At 54.2% G+C, this 18480-nt stretch carries 16 protein-coding genes; 3 read left to right on the top strand and 13 right to left on the bottom strand.

Annotation, left to right across the window (positions count from 1 at the left end):
• Window positions 1-133: 133 nt before the first annotated feature.
• The 4 genes from BDK61_RS22690 to BDK61_RS22670 form a co-directional block, all read right to left on the bottom strand.
• Complete coding sequence (locus BDK61_RS22690; RefSeq protein WP_121304917.1) at window positions 134-880, bottom strand: homing endonuclease associated repeat-containing protein; 747 nt, start codon at window positions 878-880, stop codon at window positions 134-136.
• A 157-nt stretch (window positions 881-1037) separates the two neighbouring features.
• A complete protein-coding gene (locus tag BDK61_RS22685) occupies window positions 1038-2246 on the bottom strand; it encodes an orc1/cdc6 family replication initiation protein (protein ID WP_011222135.1) in 1209 nt (402 codons plus the stop codon).
• A gap of 875 nt (window positions 2247-3121) precedes the next feature.
• Complete coding sequence (locus BDK61_RS22675; protein WP_121304915.1) at window positions 3122-3427, bottom strand: hypothetical protein; 306 nt, start codon at window positions 3425-3427, stop codon at window positions 3122-3124.
• 21 nt (window positions 3428-3448) lie between these two features.
• Window positions 3449-4378, bottom strand: a complete 930-nt coding sequence (locus BDK61_RS22670) for a hypothetical protein (protein WP_121304913.1) — start codon at window positions 4376-4378, stop codon at window positions 3449-3451.
• Window positions 4379-4720: 342 nt separating this feature from the next.
• Here BDK61_RS22670 and BDK61_RS22665 point away from each other — a divergent pair, with 342 nt between their 5' ends.
• Both BDK61_RS22665 and BDK61_RS22660 read left to right on the top strand, forming a co-directional pair.
• Window positions 4721-5743: a tyrosine-type recombinase/integrase gene (locus BDK61_RS22665; RefSeq protein WP_121304911.1), complete on the top strand. Its 1023-nt coding sequence runs from the start codon at window positions 4721-4723 to the stop codon at window positions 5741-5743.
• A 100-nt stretch (window positions 5744-5843) separates the two neighbouring features.
• Complete coding sequence (locus BDK61_RS22660) at window positions 5844-6098, top strand: PRC-barrel domain-containing protein (RefSeq protein WP_121304909.1); 255 nt, start codon at window positions 5844-5846, stop codon at window positions 6096-6098.
• A gap of 212 nt (window positions 6099-6310) precedes the next feature.
• On the opposite strand, the gene BDK61_RS23165 is transcribed toward BDK61_RS22660, so the two are convergent.
• The 8 genes from BDK61_RS23165 to BDK61_RS22615 all read right to left on the bottom strand — a co-directional run bounded on the left by BDK61_RS23165 (window position 6311) and on the right by BDK61_RS22615 (window position 15325).
• Window positions 6311-8653 (bottom strand): PKD domain-containing protein, encoded by a 2343-nt coding sequence (locus BDK61_RS23165; RefSeq protein WP_148709182.1) that lies wholly within the window; start codon window positions 8651-8653, stop codon window positions 6311-6313.
• Window positions 8654-8738: 85 nt separating this feature from the next.
• Complete coding sequence (locus BDK61_RS22645; protein ID WP_244210029.1) at window positions 8739-9029, bottom strand: hypothetical protein; 291 nt, start codon at window positions 9027-9029, stop codon at window positions 8739-8741.
• A gap of 952 nt (window positions 9030-9981) precedes the next feature.
• A complete protein-coding gene (locus tag BDK61_RS22640) occupies window positions 9982-11211 on the bottom strand; it encodes a glycosyltransferase (RefSeq protein WP_121304900.1) in 1230 nt (409 codons plus the stop codon).
• Between the two features lie 515 nt (window positions 11212-11726).
• Complete coding sequence (locus tag BDK61_RS22635; protein ID WP_121304898.1) at window positions 11727-12710, bottom strand: hypothetical protein; 984 nt, start codon at window positions 12708-12710, stop codon at window positions 11727-11729.
• Entirely contained in the window at window positions 12710-13111 is a 402-nt protein-coding gene (locus BDK61_RS22630) for a DUF5684 domain-containing protein (RefSeq protein WP_121304896.1), read from the bottom strand. The genes BDK61_RS22635 and BDK61_RS22630 overlap by 1 nt, the downstream gene beginning before the upstream one ends.
• Before the next feature lie 635 nt (window positions 13112-13746).
• Entirely contained in the window at window positions 13747-14166 is a 420-nt protein-coding gene (locus BDK61_RS22625) for a hypothetical protein (RefSeq protein ID WP_121304894.1), read from the bottom strand.
• 28 nt (window positions 14167-14194) lie between these two features.
• Complete coding sequence (locus tag BDK61_RS22620; protein ID WP_121304892.1) at window positions 14195-14917, bottom strand: cell surface protein; 723 nt, start codon at window positions 14915-14917, stop codon at window positions 14195-14197.
• Window positions 14918-14962: 45 nt separating this feature from the next.
• Window positions 14963-15325 (bottom strand): hypothetical protein, encoded by a 363-nt coding sequence (locus BDK61_RS22615; protein ID WP_244210025.1) that lies wholly within the window; start codon window positions 15323-15325, stop codon window positions 14963-14965.
• 91 nt (window positions 15326-15416) lie between these two features.
• Here BDK61_RS22615 and BDK61_RS22610 point away from each other — a divergent pair, with 91 nt between their 5' ends.
• Window positions 15417-16589, top strand: coding sequence for an ISH3 family transposase (locus BDK61_RS22610; RefSeq protein ID WP_121302051.1), 1173 nt, complete (start codon window positions 15417-15419; stop codon window positions 16587-16589).
• A 148-nt stretch (window positions 16590-16737) separates the two neighbouring features.
• Here BDK61_RS22610 and BDK61_RS22605 read toward each other — a convergent pair.
• The coding region (locus tag BDK61_RS22605; RefSeq protein ID WP_244210023.1) for an alkaline phosphatase PhoX at window positions 16738-18480 on the bottom strand (1743 nt) is incomplete at its 5' end.

The following is an 18480-nucleotide window of genomic DNA, read 5'->3' as shown; positions in this document are numbered from 1 at the left end:
CGTATGTGGCCCGGCCACCACGAGTTAATTCGTCCGGTTTCGGGTTAATCGATTCTACTATCTTGGGGCGAGAGTTTAGCTCAGAATTTGAGAATAAAGCGTTTTCAACTATGATAACCAGGTTATCTGGTACTCACTCCAAATTAGCGGCCTCCAACGCCGCGCTCCACGAACCGAATCGATTCCTGTACACTGCTCGGCTCGGATAGTCCTCGGCAGCATTCAACTGCTGCACTGACGGCGTTTCACCAAGTTCGGTAGCTAAGTCCCGAAGCAGATCCAGTAATTCGGCTTCAGAGTATGAGCTAGTTTTTCGACCCGAGTCAAAACCCGCCTCCTCAATTGCGCTGGTCCAGGACTCGAATCGTCGCTTATACGTACTTTCGCTGGGCCGGTCATCGGCCTGATGCATTTCATCTTGCGTCGGCGGTCGCCCTAACTCTTCGGCTAATTCTTGAATATGTGTGAGCAATTCGGCGTCAGAGTACCCCTCTGGCTCCGTGTGTGACATAGCGTGATTTGGGTCAAACCCGGCGGCGGTAAGCGCGGCATTCCACGTGTCGAATACCCGACGGTATGGCTTGAAACTCGGGCGATCGTCATCCGCATTCAGATCTTCCAATGTCGGTGGCCGACCTAGCTCGGTTGCAAGCGCCCGGATATGTTCTAACAGTTCTGTCTTGGTGTATGGACCTGATTGGTCGGTTGGTTCTACCCCCGCCTGCTCGACGGCGTCACTCCATGAGTCAAACCGGTGCCGGTATGTACTCCCGCTTGGGCGTCCCTCTGCGGCACTCATTTGATTCACTGAGGGTGCTTCACCGAGTTCTGCTGCCAGCTCTCGGATGTGGGTCAGGAGTTCCTCATCACTGTAGCTCATATAGATACCTCGGGTACCGGTCTACTATGAATCCGATGCAAAAACTGAGGTTGGAGTGTCCATTGCGAGTTGATCACCTACCTCGGCGAACGGCGGGACTCCCTCGCTGAATCAGGTGGGCAGGTCATTAGTTCTGTTTTCGCCACAGTGACATGTGTCAGTTACCGAGGGTAAGAACGATATCTGCGTCCCACAGGAGAGTATATTGGCTGTAGTGTCCTTTGCCCTCACCAGTCCCTCGTCGACTCCCTGCGACTTCTAAGAAGCAGAGTTCGTTGAGTAATTGTCGGGTTCGCTCAGCCGAAAGAGGGTCGGCCCCGCTCCGGTCGCACACTTCAAGATATATTTCACGGACTCGCACAGTCCGGAACCATTCTCGGTCAGGGTGATTCTTAGTGAGGTTCGCGAGCGCGAGCAAGACGTGCTTGCTATGGGGTGGCAGTCCTGATATGAGTTCAAGAAGTCGGTCAACCTCTGCTGAAGCGCGTGCATCAGTAAGGTGTGACTCTTTCACTCGCTCAGCATTCTCTTTGTTTGCCTGATCGCCAGCATACCGAAGAAGACGCATGGCCTTTCGCGCGTCCCCGTGTTCCTTAGCGCTCAGTGCCGCAGCACGAGGAATTACACCGTCATCAAGAACTCCATCTGCGAAGGCATCAGTCCGGTTTTGCAAAATCTCTCGAATCTGATCTGCATCGTATGGTTCAAATATGAACTCATTGTGCCCGAACGAACTCTTTGTTCGTTCGCTCATTTTGTCCCGATAATTGATTTTATTCGATACCGCAATCACTCCGATCGGGACATCAACGCTTCCGTCCTCTCCTGCTCGAGAAAGCGCCATCAGCAGATCGTCGTTGTTGAGTTTGTCAACTTCATCCAGAACAATGATTGCAGCATCATAAAACTCGTTGAGCACTGACCAGACTCGCTCAAAATACTCATTTTCAGAAATTCCTCGGGTTGGGAATTTTACCCCACTTTCTGGCGGATTGATAGCGCGCCCGTACTTACTTAGAGCGTCAGAGTTACCCTTTGCCTGCTGGCAGTTGACATATCCAGTAGCAAGTTTCACGCCTCGATTTTCAGCCTCTTCTCGTGCAATCTTAGAGACGTGTTTTGCGACGAGGGATTTACCACACCCTGTTTTTCCGTAGATGATGATAGAGTTCGGTGGCTGACCAACAACAATTGGTCCAATCTCCCCAGCAACCTTCTCAATTTGCTCGTCGCGACCGACAATCCGATTCTCGCTGGGGACATAGTCAATCTGGAGGATCTCTCGCTGCTCAAAAATTTTTCCTCCTTCCTGACTGACGGTATTAAAGACGCTATGAACGGCTTCCGATTCATCGTCACTATCCATTATCAAAAGACAACAGTAGACACGAAATAAGCTTTCGGACCGGGTTATGAGTAATAGCCCTCTAAGCGACACTCTGGCGTCTAACAAGCAGCCTTCTGCCTTACACAAAACTTGGTCCAGTCACACCAGATTTTGAGTAAGGAACTGTATGACACACACACCTAGTTTGGAGTAAGAAACAGATAAAGTGTGACAGGGGAGGACGCGTCTAAGACTGTTTCACTCCATCTAGCAGGACTGTACACATATGCTACACTACCTACTAGAATAACTAGACTAGAGAGACACACCTAGTTTGGAATAAGAACAGCTACCGAGGTGCCGTAATGTGGCCTCATAGCCTACAGTCTTCTATCTTCTTACTCAAAATCTGGTGTGTGTGTCTTGTCCAAACTATTCGAAAGCAGATATGTACCCTATCCTCACTACAAAGCTCTGCATCATCGATATAAACCATATATATGCGAACAGCTACTACCCTCTGATTGCTATCCACTTATGTCTAACATAGCACGGCAGATTCTCAAGATATTGGAAGCCCAAGGAAACGAAATGGCATCAGTGATGTACGTACTTGACCAGCTAGAACAAGCAGAGATTGAATTCTCAATGGCGGAGTTCGATGACGCGGTTGAACAACTCCGCAAAGATGGTGTTGTACGTGTCAAGAACAGCGCAGCACCTCGAAATAACTGGCAGCTCCAACGGCAGTAGCCGCCAGACAACAGTCAGCGCGATGTATCAAAGGGCTACTGCCCTATCCAGCACAGACCACTGCTTCCGCTGTAAGGTCAGAAGGCGGCGACAAAACTGCTCGTTACGGCTGTTTATTTTCTGTATTGTCTTATCCTTAATACTAATCTTAATATTAAGGATTACTCTGTATCTATTTTGAGCTTCCGACGGGCCTTATCGGCAACTTCTGGATGCCGGTTAGCCAGTCGCTCCAACTGGTCGCGGAATTCGTCACCCGGATCGACATCAACATCATTGCTTGCACGAAGCTCGTCGTAGAAGTACTTCATTTCGGGACTAACAGCGAAGCCGATTGTTTTCGATTTCGTGCCGTCGCCACCCATCGCCTTGATGAACCTCTCTGTCGCGTCACTGCTGTCTGTCTCATCTGCTGTCTGTTCCTCTGCAACGTCGTCAAGTGCGTCGCCAAATGCATTGTCTCCCATGAGTTAACCTTAGTCTTAATATTAAACGTAGCTTTCGAACGTCTCTTCGGTGATGCGGACCTTTCCGGTATCGGCATACTGCTCTGCTCCACCGCGAAAGCCGTGGTAGCATTGCTGTCGGACATCTCGGGGTGTGCCGTCGGATCGGTCTACGACTTTCCGAATCGCACCGGCACTGAATGGGTCAGCTGGATAGCCCTCAGTGAACTCTTCGTCCCGAGCCCAGGCTAGCCACCGGCTGATCAGTTCGTCAGTCTCTGCGAACTCAAAGCGCTCCAGCGACCGATGTTTCGCGACTAGTCTGGAGGACAGCGTTTCCCGAAGCTCATCGATACGATCTCCAGCGGTAGGCGTTCCAAATAGGAACAGCAAGAACACTGGTTCAGACTCACCAAGGTCACCGACACTCTGTAAGCCTGCCAGCAGCTGCTCGAACGTGCTCTTTCGACGAGCGGCATCTTCGAGCTGATCCACTTGGATGATGCCACAGCGATTTTGATTTTCCAACTGGCCGGCAACATCTTCGACGACGGATCGGACTTCGTCTGTCGCGTGCGGGTACGACTCTGGGATATCGAGATATTCGTAACGTTGGAGTTCGTCCAAGAGTCGAGTGTAGAAACGTCGCGTTGTGATTGACTCGACTTCTTTGATTCTCGCGATGGCGAATTCCTCGCTTCGAGGCCCGTCCCGAAGCGCGTCGTAGACAAGTTCTCGAAAATGGGTTTTGCCAGCTCCACGTTTGTCAATTACCGAGACGTGGCCTGCCCGATTGATAATGTGGCTGGCTACTTCCTTGAGTAAGTCTTGATTGACGTTAACGGCGATACTTGTGTCAGGTAACGACTCCGCAGCGAACGGAGTTCGCTGTTCAACAAACCCGAGTTGTTTCCCATAGGCGGCTTGCGCACCCTCCGTTTCGTCAAGCGCCTCAGTGAACCCATCGGTCATTTTACAAGTGGTTTAACATTAGTCTTAGTCTTAAGATTAACTCTTACTGTCGCACACCTGTCTAACGGTGCTGAACGAGTTCCGCATCCTAGTAGAGCCGTCTCCGAATATTAACTAATCTTTCAAATGTCTAATCTATACTACCTGACGCTGCCTAGAACCAAATCCTATTCGAAAAAATATACAAAATTCCGTATAGCAGTATATCCTTTACCAAAACCGGTGAAGCCAATAACTGCACTATAGAGTGCCTGAAACGGGGATATTCTGGTTTTGTAGATAGGTTTGTATTAGTTTATTAAGCACCACCAGTTTTACCCGGACCGCCGCTGTACGGGAAGCATGGATCGGCTTCCGCCAGCATACGACACTACTCCCGGGGATGGCGCCCTCGAAGCAGCCATCGAGGAACGGCTGGTAGATATCGACTCTGGACGCTACCGAACAAACGTCGCGAGCGTGCTACGGAAGTTCGCGGCGTGGGGTCGGGACCAGCATGGAATCAGCAGTCCTGAAGACATCGACGACGATCTCTGCCGACAGTATGCTCGCGACCTTGCTCGAGCTGACGACCGGGACGACATCTCACCGGAGACCGCCCGCCGCTACTTCGCGTATGTCCGCTCGTTTCTCACATGGGCTGTCTACGAGGGCCTGATTCCGACGAATCCGGCCAAGACCAACCACGCCGAAGGGCCGCTCCCGACCGATGAGACTGAAACAGACCAGCAGTACTGGACGACACGCGACCGCGACGCTATCTGCGCTACCGCGACGGCTCGCGTCGACAAGGCCGGCGAGAGCGACGACATCGACCGCACGGCGGCCTACCGCGACCAAGCACTCGTCTTCTTGCTCGCGTACTCAGGAGCCCGCAGCGCGGAACTGGTTGCTGTCTCTGATGATGAAGAACGGAATGGTCTGCGGTGGCGACACGTCAACCTCGAAGCCGGCACAATGCAGGTGTTCGGCAAGAACCGTACCCGAGAGTCTGCGCCGATCCTCGACGATGCACTTCGCCCGCTTCGGCGCTGGAAGCAGCTTCGAGAACCCGACGAGAATGAGGCCGTGTTCCCCAGACTCGACAACGCTGCGAAAGCGCTTGATCCCACGCCGTCGATCACCACGCAGTCGGCCCGGAACATCTTGGCAGACCTGTGTGAGTGGTCTGAGTACGAGTTCGACGCCCCACTGAAGCCACACGGTGCCCGCCGTGGACTGGGACGGGAAATCTATCGCGAGAATCCGCAGCTAGCACAGGACGTACTCCGGCATAAGTCAATCGAGACGACCCACGAAGGCTACGCTCAGGAGGCCGCGAAACGGACTCGTGACGAGGCGAACGACATCATCTCAGGTGGGTGAGCTAATCGATGCTTGTGCACGAGTTGTAGAAAGAAGCCGGCGACGCCATCGTAGTCTAAATGCAACATATTTGTGCATTGAATACAACAAATCAGTATGTATGCAGACGGTCCTCGCAAGCACGCTCTCCAACACGCGAGTGATGAGTACTGACGGACAAGAACTTGGCACCCTCCATAATGTCACGTTCCACACAGTCGGTGGTAATCTTAACCAGCTTGTCATCGAAACAGACGCAAAAGAACTATTCGGCAAAGAGCAAGACGGCGACGGCTGTGTCAGACTCCCTGCAGACCTGATTGAATCACTGCGTGACCACCTAATCATTCGACCGCCTGATGAGTATCTTGAATAACACCAGTGCTACACAGCCAGAACCGGGTTCAGTCAATACAAGGACCAGTCACAATACCGTTGCCCAGTGAACTACTGAGAAGAGAGTGAAGACGCTATAGAAGTGGTGTATGGGTTGTTGAATACCCACCAAAGAGACGATTGAGATACCCGTTGTACGTGGTGGTTGCCCTAGTATGGGTGTTGCTGACGAGACGTACGCGGATCGCAGCGTCATGAAACCGTGACCCGCTGGGTCTGACTCGATGTCACTCCATCGTCGTCAGTTACGATGATCGTTATATCGTACTGCTGTCCATTAGGGTTCGAATTCTGATCTGGTCCCCTAAGGGATGTCACTCCGCTGGCTCTTGTCCCCGAAACAGATGGTGTCGCACTGTCGACCTCGTTCCCAGAATTCACTCTCGTCATAGTCAACTCCAAGCTTCGTACCTGACTGTCGTCCGAAGCCGCCCAATCAACGTCGAACTGGGCGTACTTTGGATTGCCACCAGTCACGCTGGTATCTGTCGTCTGCAGTGAGGCGATAGTTGGGTTCTGGTTTCCACCACTGTCTCCACCTCCGCTGGTGGTTGGCGTAATCGTAAACGTCTTTGTCTTGGTTCCGCCGCTCGTTGGCTGGTACGTGACCGTAATTTCCACGTCCTCGCCGCTCATATCAACGGAAGAACTACCATCAGTGAACTCGTAGAAGGAGAACGTTGCTGTTGCGCCGTTCGAAAGTTGTGCGTTCCCGTCGTTGAAACCGTCGGTGTCCAGGTCTACAGTTTGCGGAAGATCGGTTCCGCCCACGTAATCCACATATGCGTCAGCCAGATCCGCGGTGATGGACACCTCGGTCGTCGAGAACGAGCCCTCGTTGAGGTTCTTGATACTGCTGTTCTCCGGTGCGACCCTGATGTCGGTGATCGTGACGCTCTCACCAAAACGGTTTGTGACCGAAAAGGTCACCCCACCAGCGACAGTGTCGCCGTCGCCGTCGCTGGTCACAGCATCTTCGTTGTACACCAAGGCTGCGTAGTTCGACACTGAGAGTTCGATTGCATCACTACTCTCTCCCCCTGCTACGAATACAGTGACGGCGCCGTTACGAGTCGGCCTGAACACCGTGTTGTTCTCGCCGGCCGCGCCCGTCTCGCCCTCACCTGGGTCGACTGGCCCGGCGCCCGAATCGTTGACCGAGTAATCAATGATGGTTCCCACCGAAGTCGGACTAGTAGTCGCCGTCAAGTCGACGGTAGCTGCTTCACTCGCATCAACGGTACAGACGCCATTGACCCCATCAGGACAGGTGACACCAGTCTGACTGGAGGGGTCAGCCCATTGTGTCGTGTACGCGCTACCGTCCCCATCGCCGTCACTACTGGAAGTTTGTGTCACAGTTACAGTAACAGCATCTGTATCGGTATTCCCATTAGTATCATTAACGGTTAACTCTACGGTCACATCCGTATCCGAAGGCACATTGGCATTAGATGCATGCAAAATAGGCGTGGCTGTATTTGAGTTGCTCAGCGAAATACCGGTGGGCGGAGAGTCGAGCGTCCATGAATAATCCGTAATTGAACCACTGGCTTGACTCTCGGCTCCGTCTAATTCTACGGTACTACCCTCTGGGACGCTTGTATTAGTTCCTGCATCGGCCGTGGGAACCTGCTCGGGAGCACTGTCTTGTCCAACAGGTCGGCAATTGAATTCCCAACTCCCTCTAAATGTGATATTAACGGTTTCTGGTCCGTTGTTAGTTACTGAGACATCGGGATTACCATCGCCAATTTGTTCCTGCCAAATGGCTTGGGGAGCCTTAGTTGGAATTGTAACCGTTGCATCAGAAACTGTTCTACTCTGCCCATAGCCGCCAATAAAATGATATACTTCATCTCCTGTTCCTCCTGATTGGAGGTCAGATTGGAGTGGGTACAAAGTAACAGACCGAGTTGACGTGTCAACCATTGTCTGATCATTACGGACAATTTCACCGCCATAGGAGCTCTTTGGTTGATATAGAAGGGTTTCTTCCAGACGGTGAGAAACTTCTCCACTCTCATAATAATTATATCCTGGATCATAGACAAGAGAATTTGTTGGAACACGGTCCCCATCGCCAGCCCGCAGTCGACAAGTCTCATCTAGGGGAACTCCTGTACTTGCTATTCCACCAGTACCAACAGATTCTGCTCGGAGTTGACCGCTAGGAGGCCCAGAATTCACACCCAAAGCTCGCGATGGGTAACTGGGGCCGAGATTGACACTCGTTGAACGGGCTTCACCAGTTTCTGCTGCCGTAACAATTGTCCCCTGTAGTTCCCCCAGATCATCTTGAACTTCCTCATAGTGCTGGGCTTCAATATCAGTATTTTGCCCGGGAATAACCGTTGCTTGATACGTAGCGAATGCAACAATAAGCATTCCAAATAGCAAAATAGCTCCAATCACCTCAGAAACACCACGATCATCCGTTCGAAGCGACACTAGCATAATTACTTCATACAAAGTTATAATAGTTGTTGCAAGTACGATTTGGTTATCCGGGAATAACTTGAGTTGATCGCTCATCTCGGATATGATCCCCACCCTGGATCGACTTACTCAAAAATCGAAGCAGTATATGAGATTGTCTGTTACAGTTGTCCGCTGCAACTCAGGCAAGCAGTCGCTCGTCGCGAACGGTCGGCGACGTGAGCTCGTAGTGGATCTCACCGTCGCCGTGGTACTCGGCACTGTATGTGAACTCCTCGGAGATACCGAACTCGTGGCGCACATCGGCGGGCAGACACCACTGAAGATCGGTCTGGATGTCCACTGGCTCGATATCGAACTGCCCTGGTGGGTCTGCCACTGTCCCGTAGTCTTTATCGATGAACAGCGCCACCGTCAGCGACGCGTCACCAACTTCCTCGATCTCCAGTCGGCACGTATCGTCGACGTCCAAACCTGCGGCCTCCTGCCAACCATGGTCGATACTCAGATACAGACTGACACCCCCTCGCTGGACTACACTTCGCCCCAGCATGACTGAATTGGCCATGCCCACGGATTAGCAGTATCTGAGAAAAGGGCATCGGCGCTGTTCACTCCATTCCAGTGTCTCCCTCTTACAATCTCATGCCTCGGTTTTGCATCTAGCGGCAACATAAACTGGCGCGGGGCCCCGCGCCACTTCGAACCTTCTTTGCCGTGATTGAGAGAACTGGCTGTAGAGGAGTTTTACCAGCATATTGATCGGTTTTGCATTCAGTATCTATCGCTTGAATTACGCACACATGGCCATCGAGTCAAATACTCAAACTTTAACGGAGTCTGTCATGACGTTCACCGGCAACCGACCACCGGGTGGGGGGTGTCTGTTCAGCCCAAACGTCGCTTTTGCATCTGCCGGCAATATTTACTGACACGGGGGCTACACTGGTTCAGATATCTTCTCTTTTGATTGAGAGAACCGGCAGCAGAATCGCTGTACTCGCATATCGCTCGGTTTTGCATTCGGTATACTCCGTTCGCTCGAGCAAGCGCAGTTGTCATTTCGGGATGGACCAGTACCAAGCGTCAGGTGGTGTCGCGATCGTCGCCGGCTGGCCACCGGGTAGGGTAGAGCCCATGTGATAATTACAAGCAGATAACCGAAACCGAGCGTATTGCGCCCGTCTGTAGACCAGCGAGGAGTTGCTCCACACGATTCGTGAACTCAACCCGGAGAAAGTACCCGATTGGGGCGGCGTATACGACCCCGAAGCGGACGCAAGGTGGACCAATATCAGGGGGCCTGACACCCGGCAAATATACAGTCTCCGTGCTCTCCAAGCACTGGGTTCCCAGTTTGACTGGCGTGCAACAAACTAAGCTGAAATCTGGGATTGCTGGCAAAATAATAATCGCGTGTTCAATTAGTCCCTGAACAGTTCTGTATCGAATTCGTCAGCCGATTCGCGGACAAGGCGGTCTTCCCCGTCATGGGCTGCAATCGCACCCTCGTCCAATTCTGGGTTGACCTCTTCGATGGTTTCGGGTACGACCTTCTCTGTGACCTCGAACTCCTCGATTGGGCTGATAACACCCCATGCAGCCCCGATGGCGTGGAGTACAACCGCCAGTGGAGTCAATATCAAGAATACCGGCCATAGTAACGGATGCTTTCTGTAGGCCCACAGGCCAAACAGCATATATATGAATAGAACAGCCAGTAGTGCAGTCGAAATCAGTTCGAAAAATTGGATGCTGACTGTTGCACCGGGGACGAGCGAAGCACCAATAATTAGCAGTGGGATAGCGGGTGAAAATCCCCAGGATACGACACGAGTTAGCGTCAGTGGTTGGTACAATAGCGGGAGGATATGATTATCTTTCAGTGTCCCAGACATCCACCGGCGACGTTGCTTAATCATCGCTTTCAGCGATGGTGGCGCTTGATTTCGAAACCGGGCGTCAACGAGCCGATATTCTAAGTCAAACCGATCCGCAGCTCGCCAGATAAGGTTCGTGTCCTCGGTAATCGTCGCTACGTCCCACGTAAGCTCATCCTCCAACTCGTGTCGAATTGCGAAGCCGCCGCCCCATGCGTACAGCGGATATGAGAGACGCCGGAAGGCACGCTGTTCGAACTGGTAGCCGACTCGAAACACTTCACACAAATAGGCGAGCCGTGAGCCAGTGAAAATCGGTTTTTCAGTAAACTGAACGAAATCTGCATCAGGGAGGCCAGTCAGCCCAGTAACCAGTGTATCTTCGTCGAGATACAGGACATACTCTGCGTCACAGGAAATGTGTCTCCGTGCCCACTCAACGGCACGGCCCTTGTTTGTGGCGTTACAGCTGAATGAGTCCGGTACGACAGATACGGCTGCCCCATCAATATCAATATCCTGTTCAGCGATAACCTTGACTCCAGCAACACCATCAGGAACTGAGTCAACAGTTGCCTGGACAACGTCTTCCGCTCCGATTGTGAGTATGCGAACCTGTAGATCATCTAATCCCCAGGTGTCCATCTCGCTCGAGTTCCACCCAATGCCGAGCGGTAAGACTTCTATTAACCACCAGACCGCAGAGAGCGAATAGACTAACGCTACCCAAATGAGAAACGTCGTTGTCGCGAATAATAGCGTGTCAGTTAGCATCCAATAACCTATAATTAGATTCTTGGATAGTACCCATTTGAACTCACTGCTTTGCTCCAGTTCAGCGCCTGCAGGGATAAACCGAGCAACGTTAACCCAGCCAACGCCAACACCTGAGGCATTTCGGATGGTATCAGACACAAATGGATGGCGCCGTCGGGTTGGGCACTAACGAAATCGAGTGCGCGCATCTAGCACGCCTGTGACGATTGGTTAGAATGGCCGGGGGACTCGACGACGGGCTACTTGGACGAGCACCAACGGTGTGGGAAAAAGTACTTCCCGAGTAGGGCTACGCGATTACGGTTCGGTATCGGTGGCCGGCGGTGCCATTCAGGGAGACTGAGTGGTTGCTACAGTGGCGTGGTGGCCTGACGCTTCTGTATCTGAAGTTCCGCTGCAGATTCTTGTACCACCAGTATCAGCAACCCACCGTGTATTATAGAAGCGCTGGCACGACATTCCTGCCTTGCCACCGCCCGGTATCACTGTCGCTCTAGCGTTGTGAAGAGCTATCACGAACAGGCAGCTGTGGGTGGGTTAGCTGTCCTTGTTTGTTCATACTCGTCGAATGAGGCATATCGGAGTTCTGCCCAATAGAGTCGTCCATCGTACCGAACGAGCCATGACCCAGACTGGCCAGTTGCCGAGACCGCCGTGTGGTCGTAAAACTGGTCAAGCACCGACCGAAATGCCGCGTCACTGGTGTTTTCTGCGCGGTATGTCCCATCAGTCGCCTCGGACACGACGGCTCGGGTATCCGAATCAAGGCCATTCAGTTCGAACGCATACGTGTCACGAAGACACGCAGCGTACGGCCCAGCGCCGTTTGCGACCGGTCTGGGCCGGTACCGGTACACTGTAAGCGGTTGTGACTTATTCGATATTACCTCAAGTTCAATGAGCGTGCCCTCATACCTGACCGCATCGTACTGGCCGTTGGCAATCGCCGACCGGTTCAATTCTGCGGGGGAATAGGTCTGGTCTTGCTTAATGCCTCCCGGCTGAACCTCGTCTTCTTCGAGACTGTCCCTCGAAAGGTACGACACAGGAGAGTGAAGCATCGCTTGGTCGATTGGCGGTAAGTCGTCGTAGTCGGCGACAGTCCAGCCGGTCTGGTCGGTCTCGTTTGTGGTTACATTCTTGTCGAGTCGATACGTCACTTGTCGGCCAGTCGTCGTGTTGACCGCAGCGTACGAGAGCGTATAGAATCGGTCACCAGTCCGATACACCGTCTCGTTAGCGCTATGCGGCGGCTCCGTCGCGGCGACCATCGCTGAGTCGTTCTTCGCGGCCTGACGGAGAACTCGCATACCGCGGTCGCGTTCTTCTGGATCTCCCAACTCTTCTTCAGAGAGCTGTGTACTGGCGTTGTTAGCTAGCTCTTCGTCATCCACTGGCTCCATCGAGAGCGAACCGGCTGGCTGCCCGCAGCCAGCGAGTGCGACGAGACAAAGCGTTGCAGCTGTGACCAGAATCAGCCGTGCTTGCACGTTCATTATGCTAACTGGCTAGAGTTGCGATACTGGTAATCGCCAAAGCCCATCAGCGGGAAGAAGAGGATGCCAAGGAATGCGAGTCCAAGTCCAAACCCGATGCCTCTTCCGAACGCCCGAGCTACGCCAGCATGAATCTTATACACTGCGTAGAGGTTCACAACCGGAACAACAAGCAGTAGCAGCCACCACCATCTGTTCTCACCAATCTGGAGCATCACGTACAGATTATATATCGGGATGATTGCCTTCCAACCTGCGTGGCCGGCTTTACTGAATACCGTCCACATACCAGCGACTTGGACTCCAACAAGGGCTAACTGGAATAGGAGTATTACAGTGGCTGCGGCACCACCGAGGATGTCACTACTTTGGAGGGGAGCTTGCAATTCAAGCGGGACCATATTGGCGTCACACTGCTGAATGATTAAAAAATTAATCAATCTGTCTCATGGCGCAATCGTGTTTTGCGGGTGTGGAATGGATATCTTGGTTTCACATCTAGTGGTAGTCTATACTGATACGGGGGCTACACTGGTTCAGATATCTTCTCTTTTGATTGAGAGAACCGGCAGCAGAATCGCTGTACTCGCATATCGCTCGGTTTTGCATTCGGTATACTCCGTTCGCTCGAGCAAGCGCAGTTGTCATTTCGGGATGGACCGGTTCTAACGGACAGCTGTTGTGGCGATCGTCACCGGCTGGTCACCAGGTAGGGGAGAGCCCATGTGATAATTACAAGCAGATAACCGAAATCGAGCGTATCGTGCTCGTGGGTAAGCCAGTGAGGAGTTGCTCCACACGATTCATGAACTCAACCCGGAGAAAGTACCCGACCGGGGCGGTGTATATGACCCCGAAGCGGACGCAGAGTGGACCAATATCAGGGGAGGCTGACACCCGGTTTTCCTGCCGCCCTCGTACCCGGTGTGATCGGTGTGCAACAAACTACCCCGAAATCCGGAACCACGGACAGTCGAGACTCCCCCAGAGGAAACCATGCCGTTCACGGCGCGAAGGATGTCATGGACTCACTGTGTCAAGCGTGGTTCTGTTCCTTCGCTCCCTCACGGATTTTCTCTGAGCGCTTGCGAACGCGTGAGACGTATCGTTCGATTTTCTCCGGTTTCTCGCCATAGAATGATGCGGCCCAGTGGACATCGACGCTGTCCTGTGTGAGGAAGTAAGCAACGAGTGTATCTCGGCCTGCCTGTATGATTGTTGGCGGGACGCCACGTTTGCCAGTTTCTGCCTCCTGAAACCCGTTCACGTCGAAGTACACGTCGGCATACAGCGTTGCCATCTCAGGATCATCGAACTCGATTCCCTCGTGATCTGGTGCTTTGAACCGGTAGCGAGTCCTATCGCCTGTCGTTTGTTCAACGATACGTACGCCAAGGATGTATTCACGGTAGGTTGAGCTGTCCGTCGGTGCATCGGCGGTGCATGGTTCCGGCATAGTGTCTGTTGGTAGAGGCTTATGATTGTCAGGCAGTTCTGGCTGCGAGGGCCGCTACCGCAGCGAGTGCGACGAGAGCAATCAATATGGGAAGTGCCCCATCCACTCCGGTAGTCGACTGGTTGCCGCCAGTCGTGGTATCGGTCATCCCAGTGGTTTCCATGCTCGACGAGTCCCCAGCGGCTGCTGGGGCTTCGGCCGCACCGGCCACTGCTTCTGTCGGTGCGCCCGCCGAAACTTCGAGGGTTGCCGGCTCGGTCGCGGGTTCGACTACTCCGCCGCCGTCTGCATCAACTTGGCTCGACGCGACGGTCACCTGCGTCTCGCCGCCTTCGACGCCCGTGAGTTGGACCGTTGCGAGCGTTACGTCGCTCGCTCCGGGTTCGATTTGTCCGTTGAGGTCAGCCGCCTCAATCGTGATTGTACTGCCGTTCGAACTAATAATGGGATCAGTCGTGAGCCCGAAGCGGTCGGAGTAGCTCGCGTTCTCGAACCGGGCGACCCCACGGTCATCAATCGCGAGATCGATCTGGTAGCCGGCCAGCCCATTAGGCACGCTGGTGAGAACGACTGATGTGGTCGCCGTCTCACCGGCGACGGTAGGCTCGGTCTTGATGCTGATGGCTGGGTCGCTTTGCCCCACCGCTAGTGTGGGGACCGTCGTTACAAAGACGATAAGTGCGACGAGCGCGAGGGAGAGGCGAGCACATCGGATGGAGCCACGTACCGAAAGGTGGGTGTCGTCTGTCATTGTGTTCCTGTATGGAAAGATGAGATGACTGCCGAATCGCAGTCTTCAGTTGACCTCTTCGTAGAGCTCTGTCACGTCCGCGTAGTCTATCTGCCCGTTCTCGTTGAAGTCGTACGCACCGGTGTTCAGTTGGACGCTGTCAGAATCCAAGTTCAAGAATAGTACTCGAACGTCCTCGTAATCAAGACGGCCGTTACCATTGAGATCCTCGAAGTAACCGTCGCCGTCAGGGTCAGTCGGCGCGTCGCTGCCGACAACCGTCCGTGGCCCACCAATAACGACACCATTTCGTGCTTCTGCTTCGATAGCGTCTCCGGTCTCGTCGTCCATCTGTTCGATGGAGACAGTCAAGTCGGTCGTGCCGCCGCTGTTAGCACGGATATCGAGTGTTGCGAGTGAGACATCCATTGCACCGGCTTGGACGTCGGTACTTCCCAACCGACGTAATCGGTGCAATTGAATCGCCGAATTAACCACGAGAAAGTGTCTGGATCTGGATATGTTCAACCTACCCGATCCAGACGGTTATCTTTCGGCATCGGACGTCAAAGACGTAGCGGAAGAAGTCATTGCCCCTCTCCCGTTGCCGGGTGTCGAGGAGAGTCCCCTCGACCCCGGCGACATCTGGCTCGTCGTCATTTTGGCCTGCGTCAACCAGACATCGATTTGGGAAACCTGCAACGACACCAACGGAACGCCGTGTGACGACACCGTCTTCACGTGGCTCCATACACTTGATCGACACTGGCTTGAGGTTGTCGCCAACCTTCTGCTCGGACGCCTCGCTATGACGATTCTCGACCCTGACCGGTCGAGAATCGTCTCCATCGACTTCATCGACAACCCCTATCACGGCGAGCACTACGCTGACGAAGGCGAACTCTGTTCGATGGCTCCCAAGGACGGGACGACTACCTGCCACCGCTATTGCACGGCGTACGTCGTCTCCAACGAGAAGCCGGTGACGCTGGCGATGACCTATGTCCGCAACGACGAAGACGAGGCCGACGCGGTCGAGCGCGTGCTCGCCCGCGTCGAGAATTACCCCTTCGAAATCGACCTGCTACTTGCCGATAGCGGCTTCTACAATGAGCGCGTCATCCGCCGTGCTCGTGATATCGGCGCAACGGTCGTCCATGTGCCCAAGAAAGGGGAACGCATGAAGGACAAACTCGATGTCCACAAGTCGTACATGACGACCTATCGTATGTACAAGGACAGCGAGCGGGAACTGCGCTTCCCGCTCGCGGTCGCTGTCTCCTACCAGAACGGTGATCGGGGCAAACACGGTGAGGTTGTCCGTGGCTACGTGGCGTGTGGTCTTGCTGATCGCTCGGCCAAGCAAGTCGAACGGCTCTACAGGAAACGCTCAGGCATCGAAACGACCTATCGCTTGCTCCGGCAAGCACGCGGGATCACGACGACACGTGATCCCGTCGTGCGGTTTGCGATCATGCTCGTTGCAGCATTGCTGGAGAACCTATGGCTCGTTCTCAGGTGGGCGGTCGTCGCCCGCCCGCGACGGGGCGGGCGCGACCTGCCCGATGAGTTCACGTTCAAGATGTTCCGTGACTGGATTCGACACGAACTGGAAGAGCAATTACGCCGCCAGTGGAAGATCAAAGCAAACGGGGTCGGTGTGCCAACGTCACAGGCAACGGCCGCGGGCTGACCGGGGTCAGCCCACGGCCTGTCTGGTCGGCGGTAAGCGACAGCTGTCGGCAGATAGTCTCGTGGTTCGGTAGATCTCGCCTGTTCAGAGCGGTGAATTGGAGCTATTTCAGTCTGGGTCGCAGTAGCAGCAGAGACTGACCGTCAAATCATACAGAAAGTGACTGTTTCGTGGCGTTCAGACAGCGCTCTCTCGGCTCGTTCAGGAAGTAACGGACGTTTGTATCGACATCAGCCATGCGGATCGTAGCCGACGAGCCGTCGTCACTGATGGAACTCTCGGTGAGTCCGACCGCATCGGAGAACGAGACGCCAGTGATAGATGCAACTTCAGGGTTCGAGGTACTAACAGTGAGCCGAGCGCCAGAGAAACCAGCGGGAAGCGACGAGGCAGTCAACGGGACACTGCCCGTTGACCCGCTACTGACCGCAGCGGACTCGGCGCTGACAGTGACCTTCGGCTGGTAGACATAGAGACCGTCATTCGGATACGAGCGCGCGGGGCCGCCGAAGCCGTCCTCACAGCAGAGCACGCGGCCGTCCCGCATCGTATAGACGTTGTCGATATTCCGGAGCGCGTCGTCGGCATCTTCTGGGGAGTCAGTAAAGTCAGGACCGGTGATGACCGGTTCGAGCGTCGAGACATTGTAGTTTGATTCGAGCACGCCGCGGTAGACGACGCCGCCGTCGACGCGGTCAAGTTGGACATCGCCCTCGTCGTCCGCGAGCGCGTCGTTGAACTCCGAGATACCGAAGTAGATGAAGTCGCCGGGCTGGGAGTTATCCACGGTGTCGACGCCCTCAGCCTTGTTGAACTCGATGGACGCACCGATCTCTTTGGCGGCTGCGCGGGTCTCCAAGAACGGGACGCGACGGAGTTCTTCGTCAACGCCGTCGGGACCGTTTGCCTCGTACTGTTCGGCCCACTCGACGATGTCCTCGTTCGTGATGTAACTCTGGTTGCCGCTTGCGCTCTGGAGGACTGTAAGGTCGGCTTCTCTGACCGCGTCGGACACCGAGACATCCGTCCCGATTTCGTCCACACTGTATTCCGTGTGCTCTGTGATGTAGTCGGCCTGCGTGATGTCGTCGTACTCCGCGATCCACTCAGCAGCCTCGCCGTTCGTGGCGTGACCGAGCTCCATCCATTCGATTTCCAGTGGAGTCTGTGCGGGAGAGTTACGCTGACCGGCTTCGGCGGCGTTGGCCGCGTCATTGGTAATCTTTGGCGCGTACAGCGTGCCTGCGATGTCGTCTGTGTTGTCGTACTCCGGAATTGGCTCGTCGGCAACGAACTTGTAGACGCCCTTGCTATCACCGTCCGAACAGCCGTAAACAGTCCGCTGGTCGCCCTGAATATCTGGTGCTTCCCACGAGGCCCGTCCCATCACGTAGTACTTGACCGCTTCAGGTTCGTCCGAAGTTGGTTCGCGAAAGTCGACGAAGTACCCATATCGGTATGGATTCGGATACACGTCGTCGAGGAGCGTCATATTATTTTCGCCCCCTGCCTGGTCATCGCGGTCCGCACCGAGGTAGTATGCAAGGAATTCGACGCCGGTCAGGGCCCAAGAGCCCTGTGCATAGAAGCTCTCGTCGAGGTCGCCGCTCTCAGCGTATGACTCGATTGCGTCCGATATCTCGCTCGGGTTCGGCCGGTTCCAGAACTGACACCCGCCGATAAGGCCCTCGCCCGACCCCGCATCAACGATGTCGCTCACCGTCGCCGTCAAGCTGACGCGCGGGTGTGCGTAGTTCTCCTCAGCAGAGATCATCGTCTCCCACGGACTGAGGTCACCATAGCAGTTGATTCGCGTCCCCCCATGCTCACGGAGCGACTCGGTGTTGGTCAGGTTTATCGCGTTCTCGGTGTCCGCGCTCCACTCACCGTT

It is taken from the genome of Haloarcula quadrata (genome assembly GCF_003634715.1).
Lineage (GTDB): Archaea > Halobacteriota > Halobacteria > Halobacteriales > Haloarculaceae > Haloarcula > Haloarcula marismortui.
This window is presented reverse-complemented; position numbering and strand designations above follow the sequence as displayed.

Excerpts from the sequence above, each read along its gene's own strand:
- BDK61_RS22615 (WP_244210025.1), bottom strand. The coding sequence starts at position 15,325 with ATGGATGTCTCACTCGCAACACTCGATATCCGTGCTAACAGCGGCGGC.
- BDK61_RS22635 (WP_121304898.1), bottom strand. The coding sequence starts at position 12,710 with ATGAACGTGCAAGCACGGCTGATTCTGGTCACAGCTGCAACGCTTTGT.
- BDK61_RS22640 (WP_121304900.1), bottom strand. The coding sequence starts at position 11,211 with ATGCTAACTGACACGCTATTATTCGCGACAACGACGTTTCTCATTTGG.
- BDK61_RS22625 (WP_121304894.1), bottom strand. The coding sequence starts at position 14,166 with ATGCCGGAACCATGCACCGCCGATGCACCGACGGACAGCTCAACCTAC.
- BDK61_RS23165 (WP_148709182.1), bottom strand. The coding sequence starts at position 8,653 with ATGAGCGATCAACTCAAGTTATTCCCGGATAACCAAATCGTACTTGCA.
- BDK61_RS22620 (WP_121304892.1), bottom strand. The coding sequence starts at position 14,917 with ATGACAGACGACACCCACCTTTCGGTACGTGGCTCCATCCGATGTGCT.
- BDK61_RS22630 (WP_121304896.1), bottom strand. The coding sequence starts at position 13,111 with ATGGTCCCGCTTGAATTGCAAGCTCCCCTCCAAAGTAGTGACATCCTC.
- BDK61_RS22670 (WP_121304913.1), bottom strand. The coding sequence starts at position 4,378 with ATGACCGATGGGTTCACTGAGGCGCTTGACGAAACGGAGGGTGCGCAA.
- BDK61_RS22610 (WP_121302051.1), top strand. The coding sequence starts at position 15,417 with ATGTTCAACCTACCCGATCCAGACGGTTATCTTTCGGCATCGGACGTC.
- BDK61_RS22660 (WP_121304909.1), top strand. The coding sequence starts at position 5,844 with ATGCAGACGGTCCTCGCAAGCACGCTCTCCAACACGCGAGTGATGAGT.
- BDK61_RS22685 (WP_011222135.1), bottom strand. The coding sequence starts at position 2,246 with ATGGATAGTGACGATGAATCGGAAGCCGTTCATAGCGTCTTTAATACC.
- BDK61_RS22665 (WP_121304911.1), top strand. The coding sequence starts at position 4,721 with ATGGATCGGCTTCCGCCAGCATACGACACTACTCCCGGGGATGGCGCC.
- BDK61_RS22690 (WP_121304917.1), bottom strand. The coding sequence starts at position 880 with ATGAGCTACAGTGATGAGGAACTCCTGACCCACATCCGAGAGCTGGCA.
- BDK61_RS22675 (WP_121304915.1), bottom strand. The coding sequence starts at position 3,427 with ATGGGAGACAATGCATTTGGCGACGCACTTGACGACGTTGCAGAGGAA.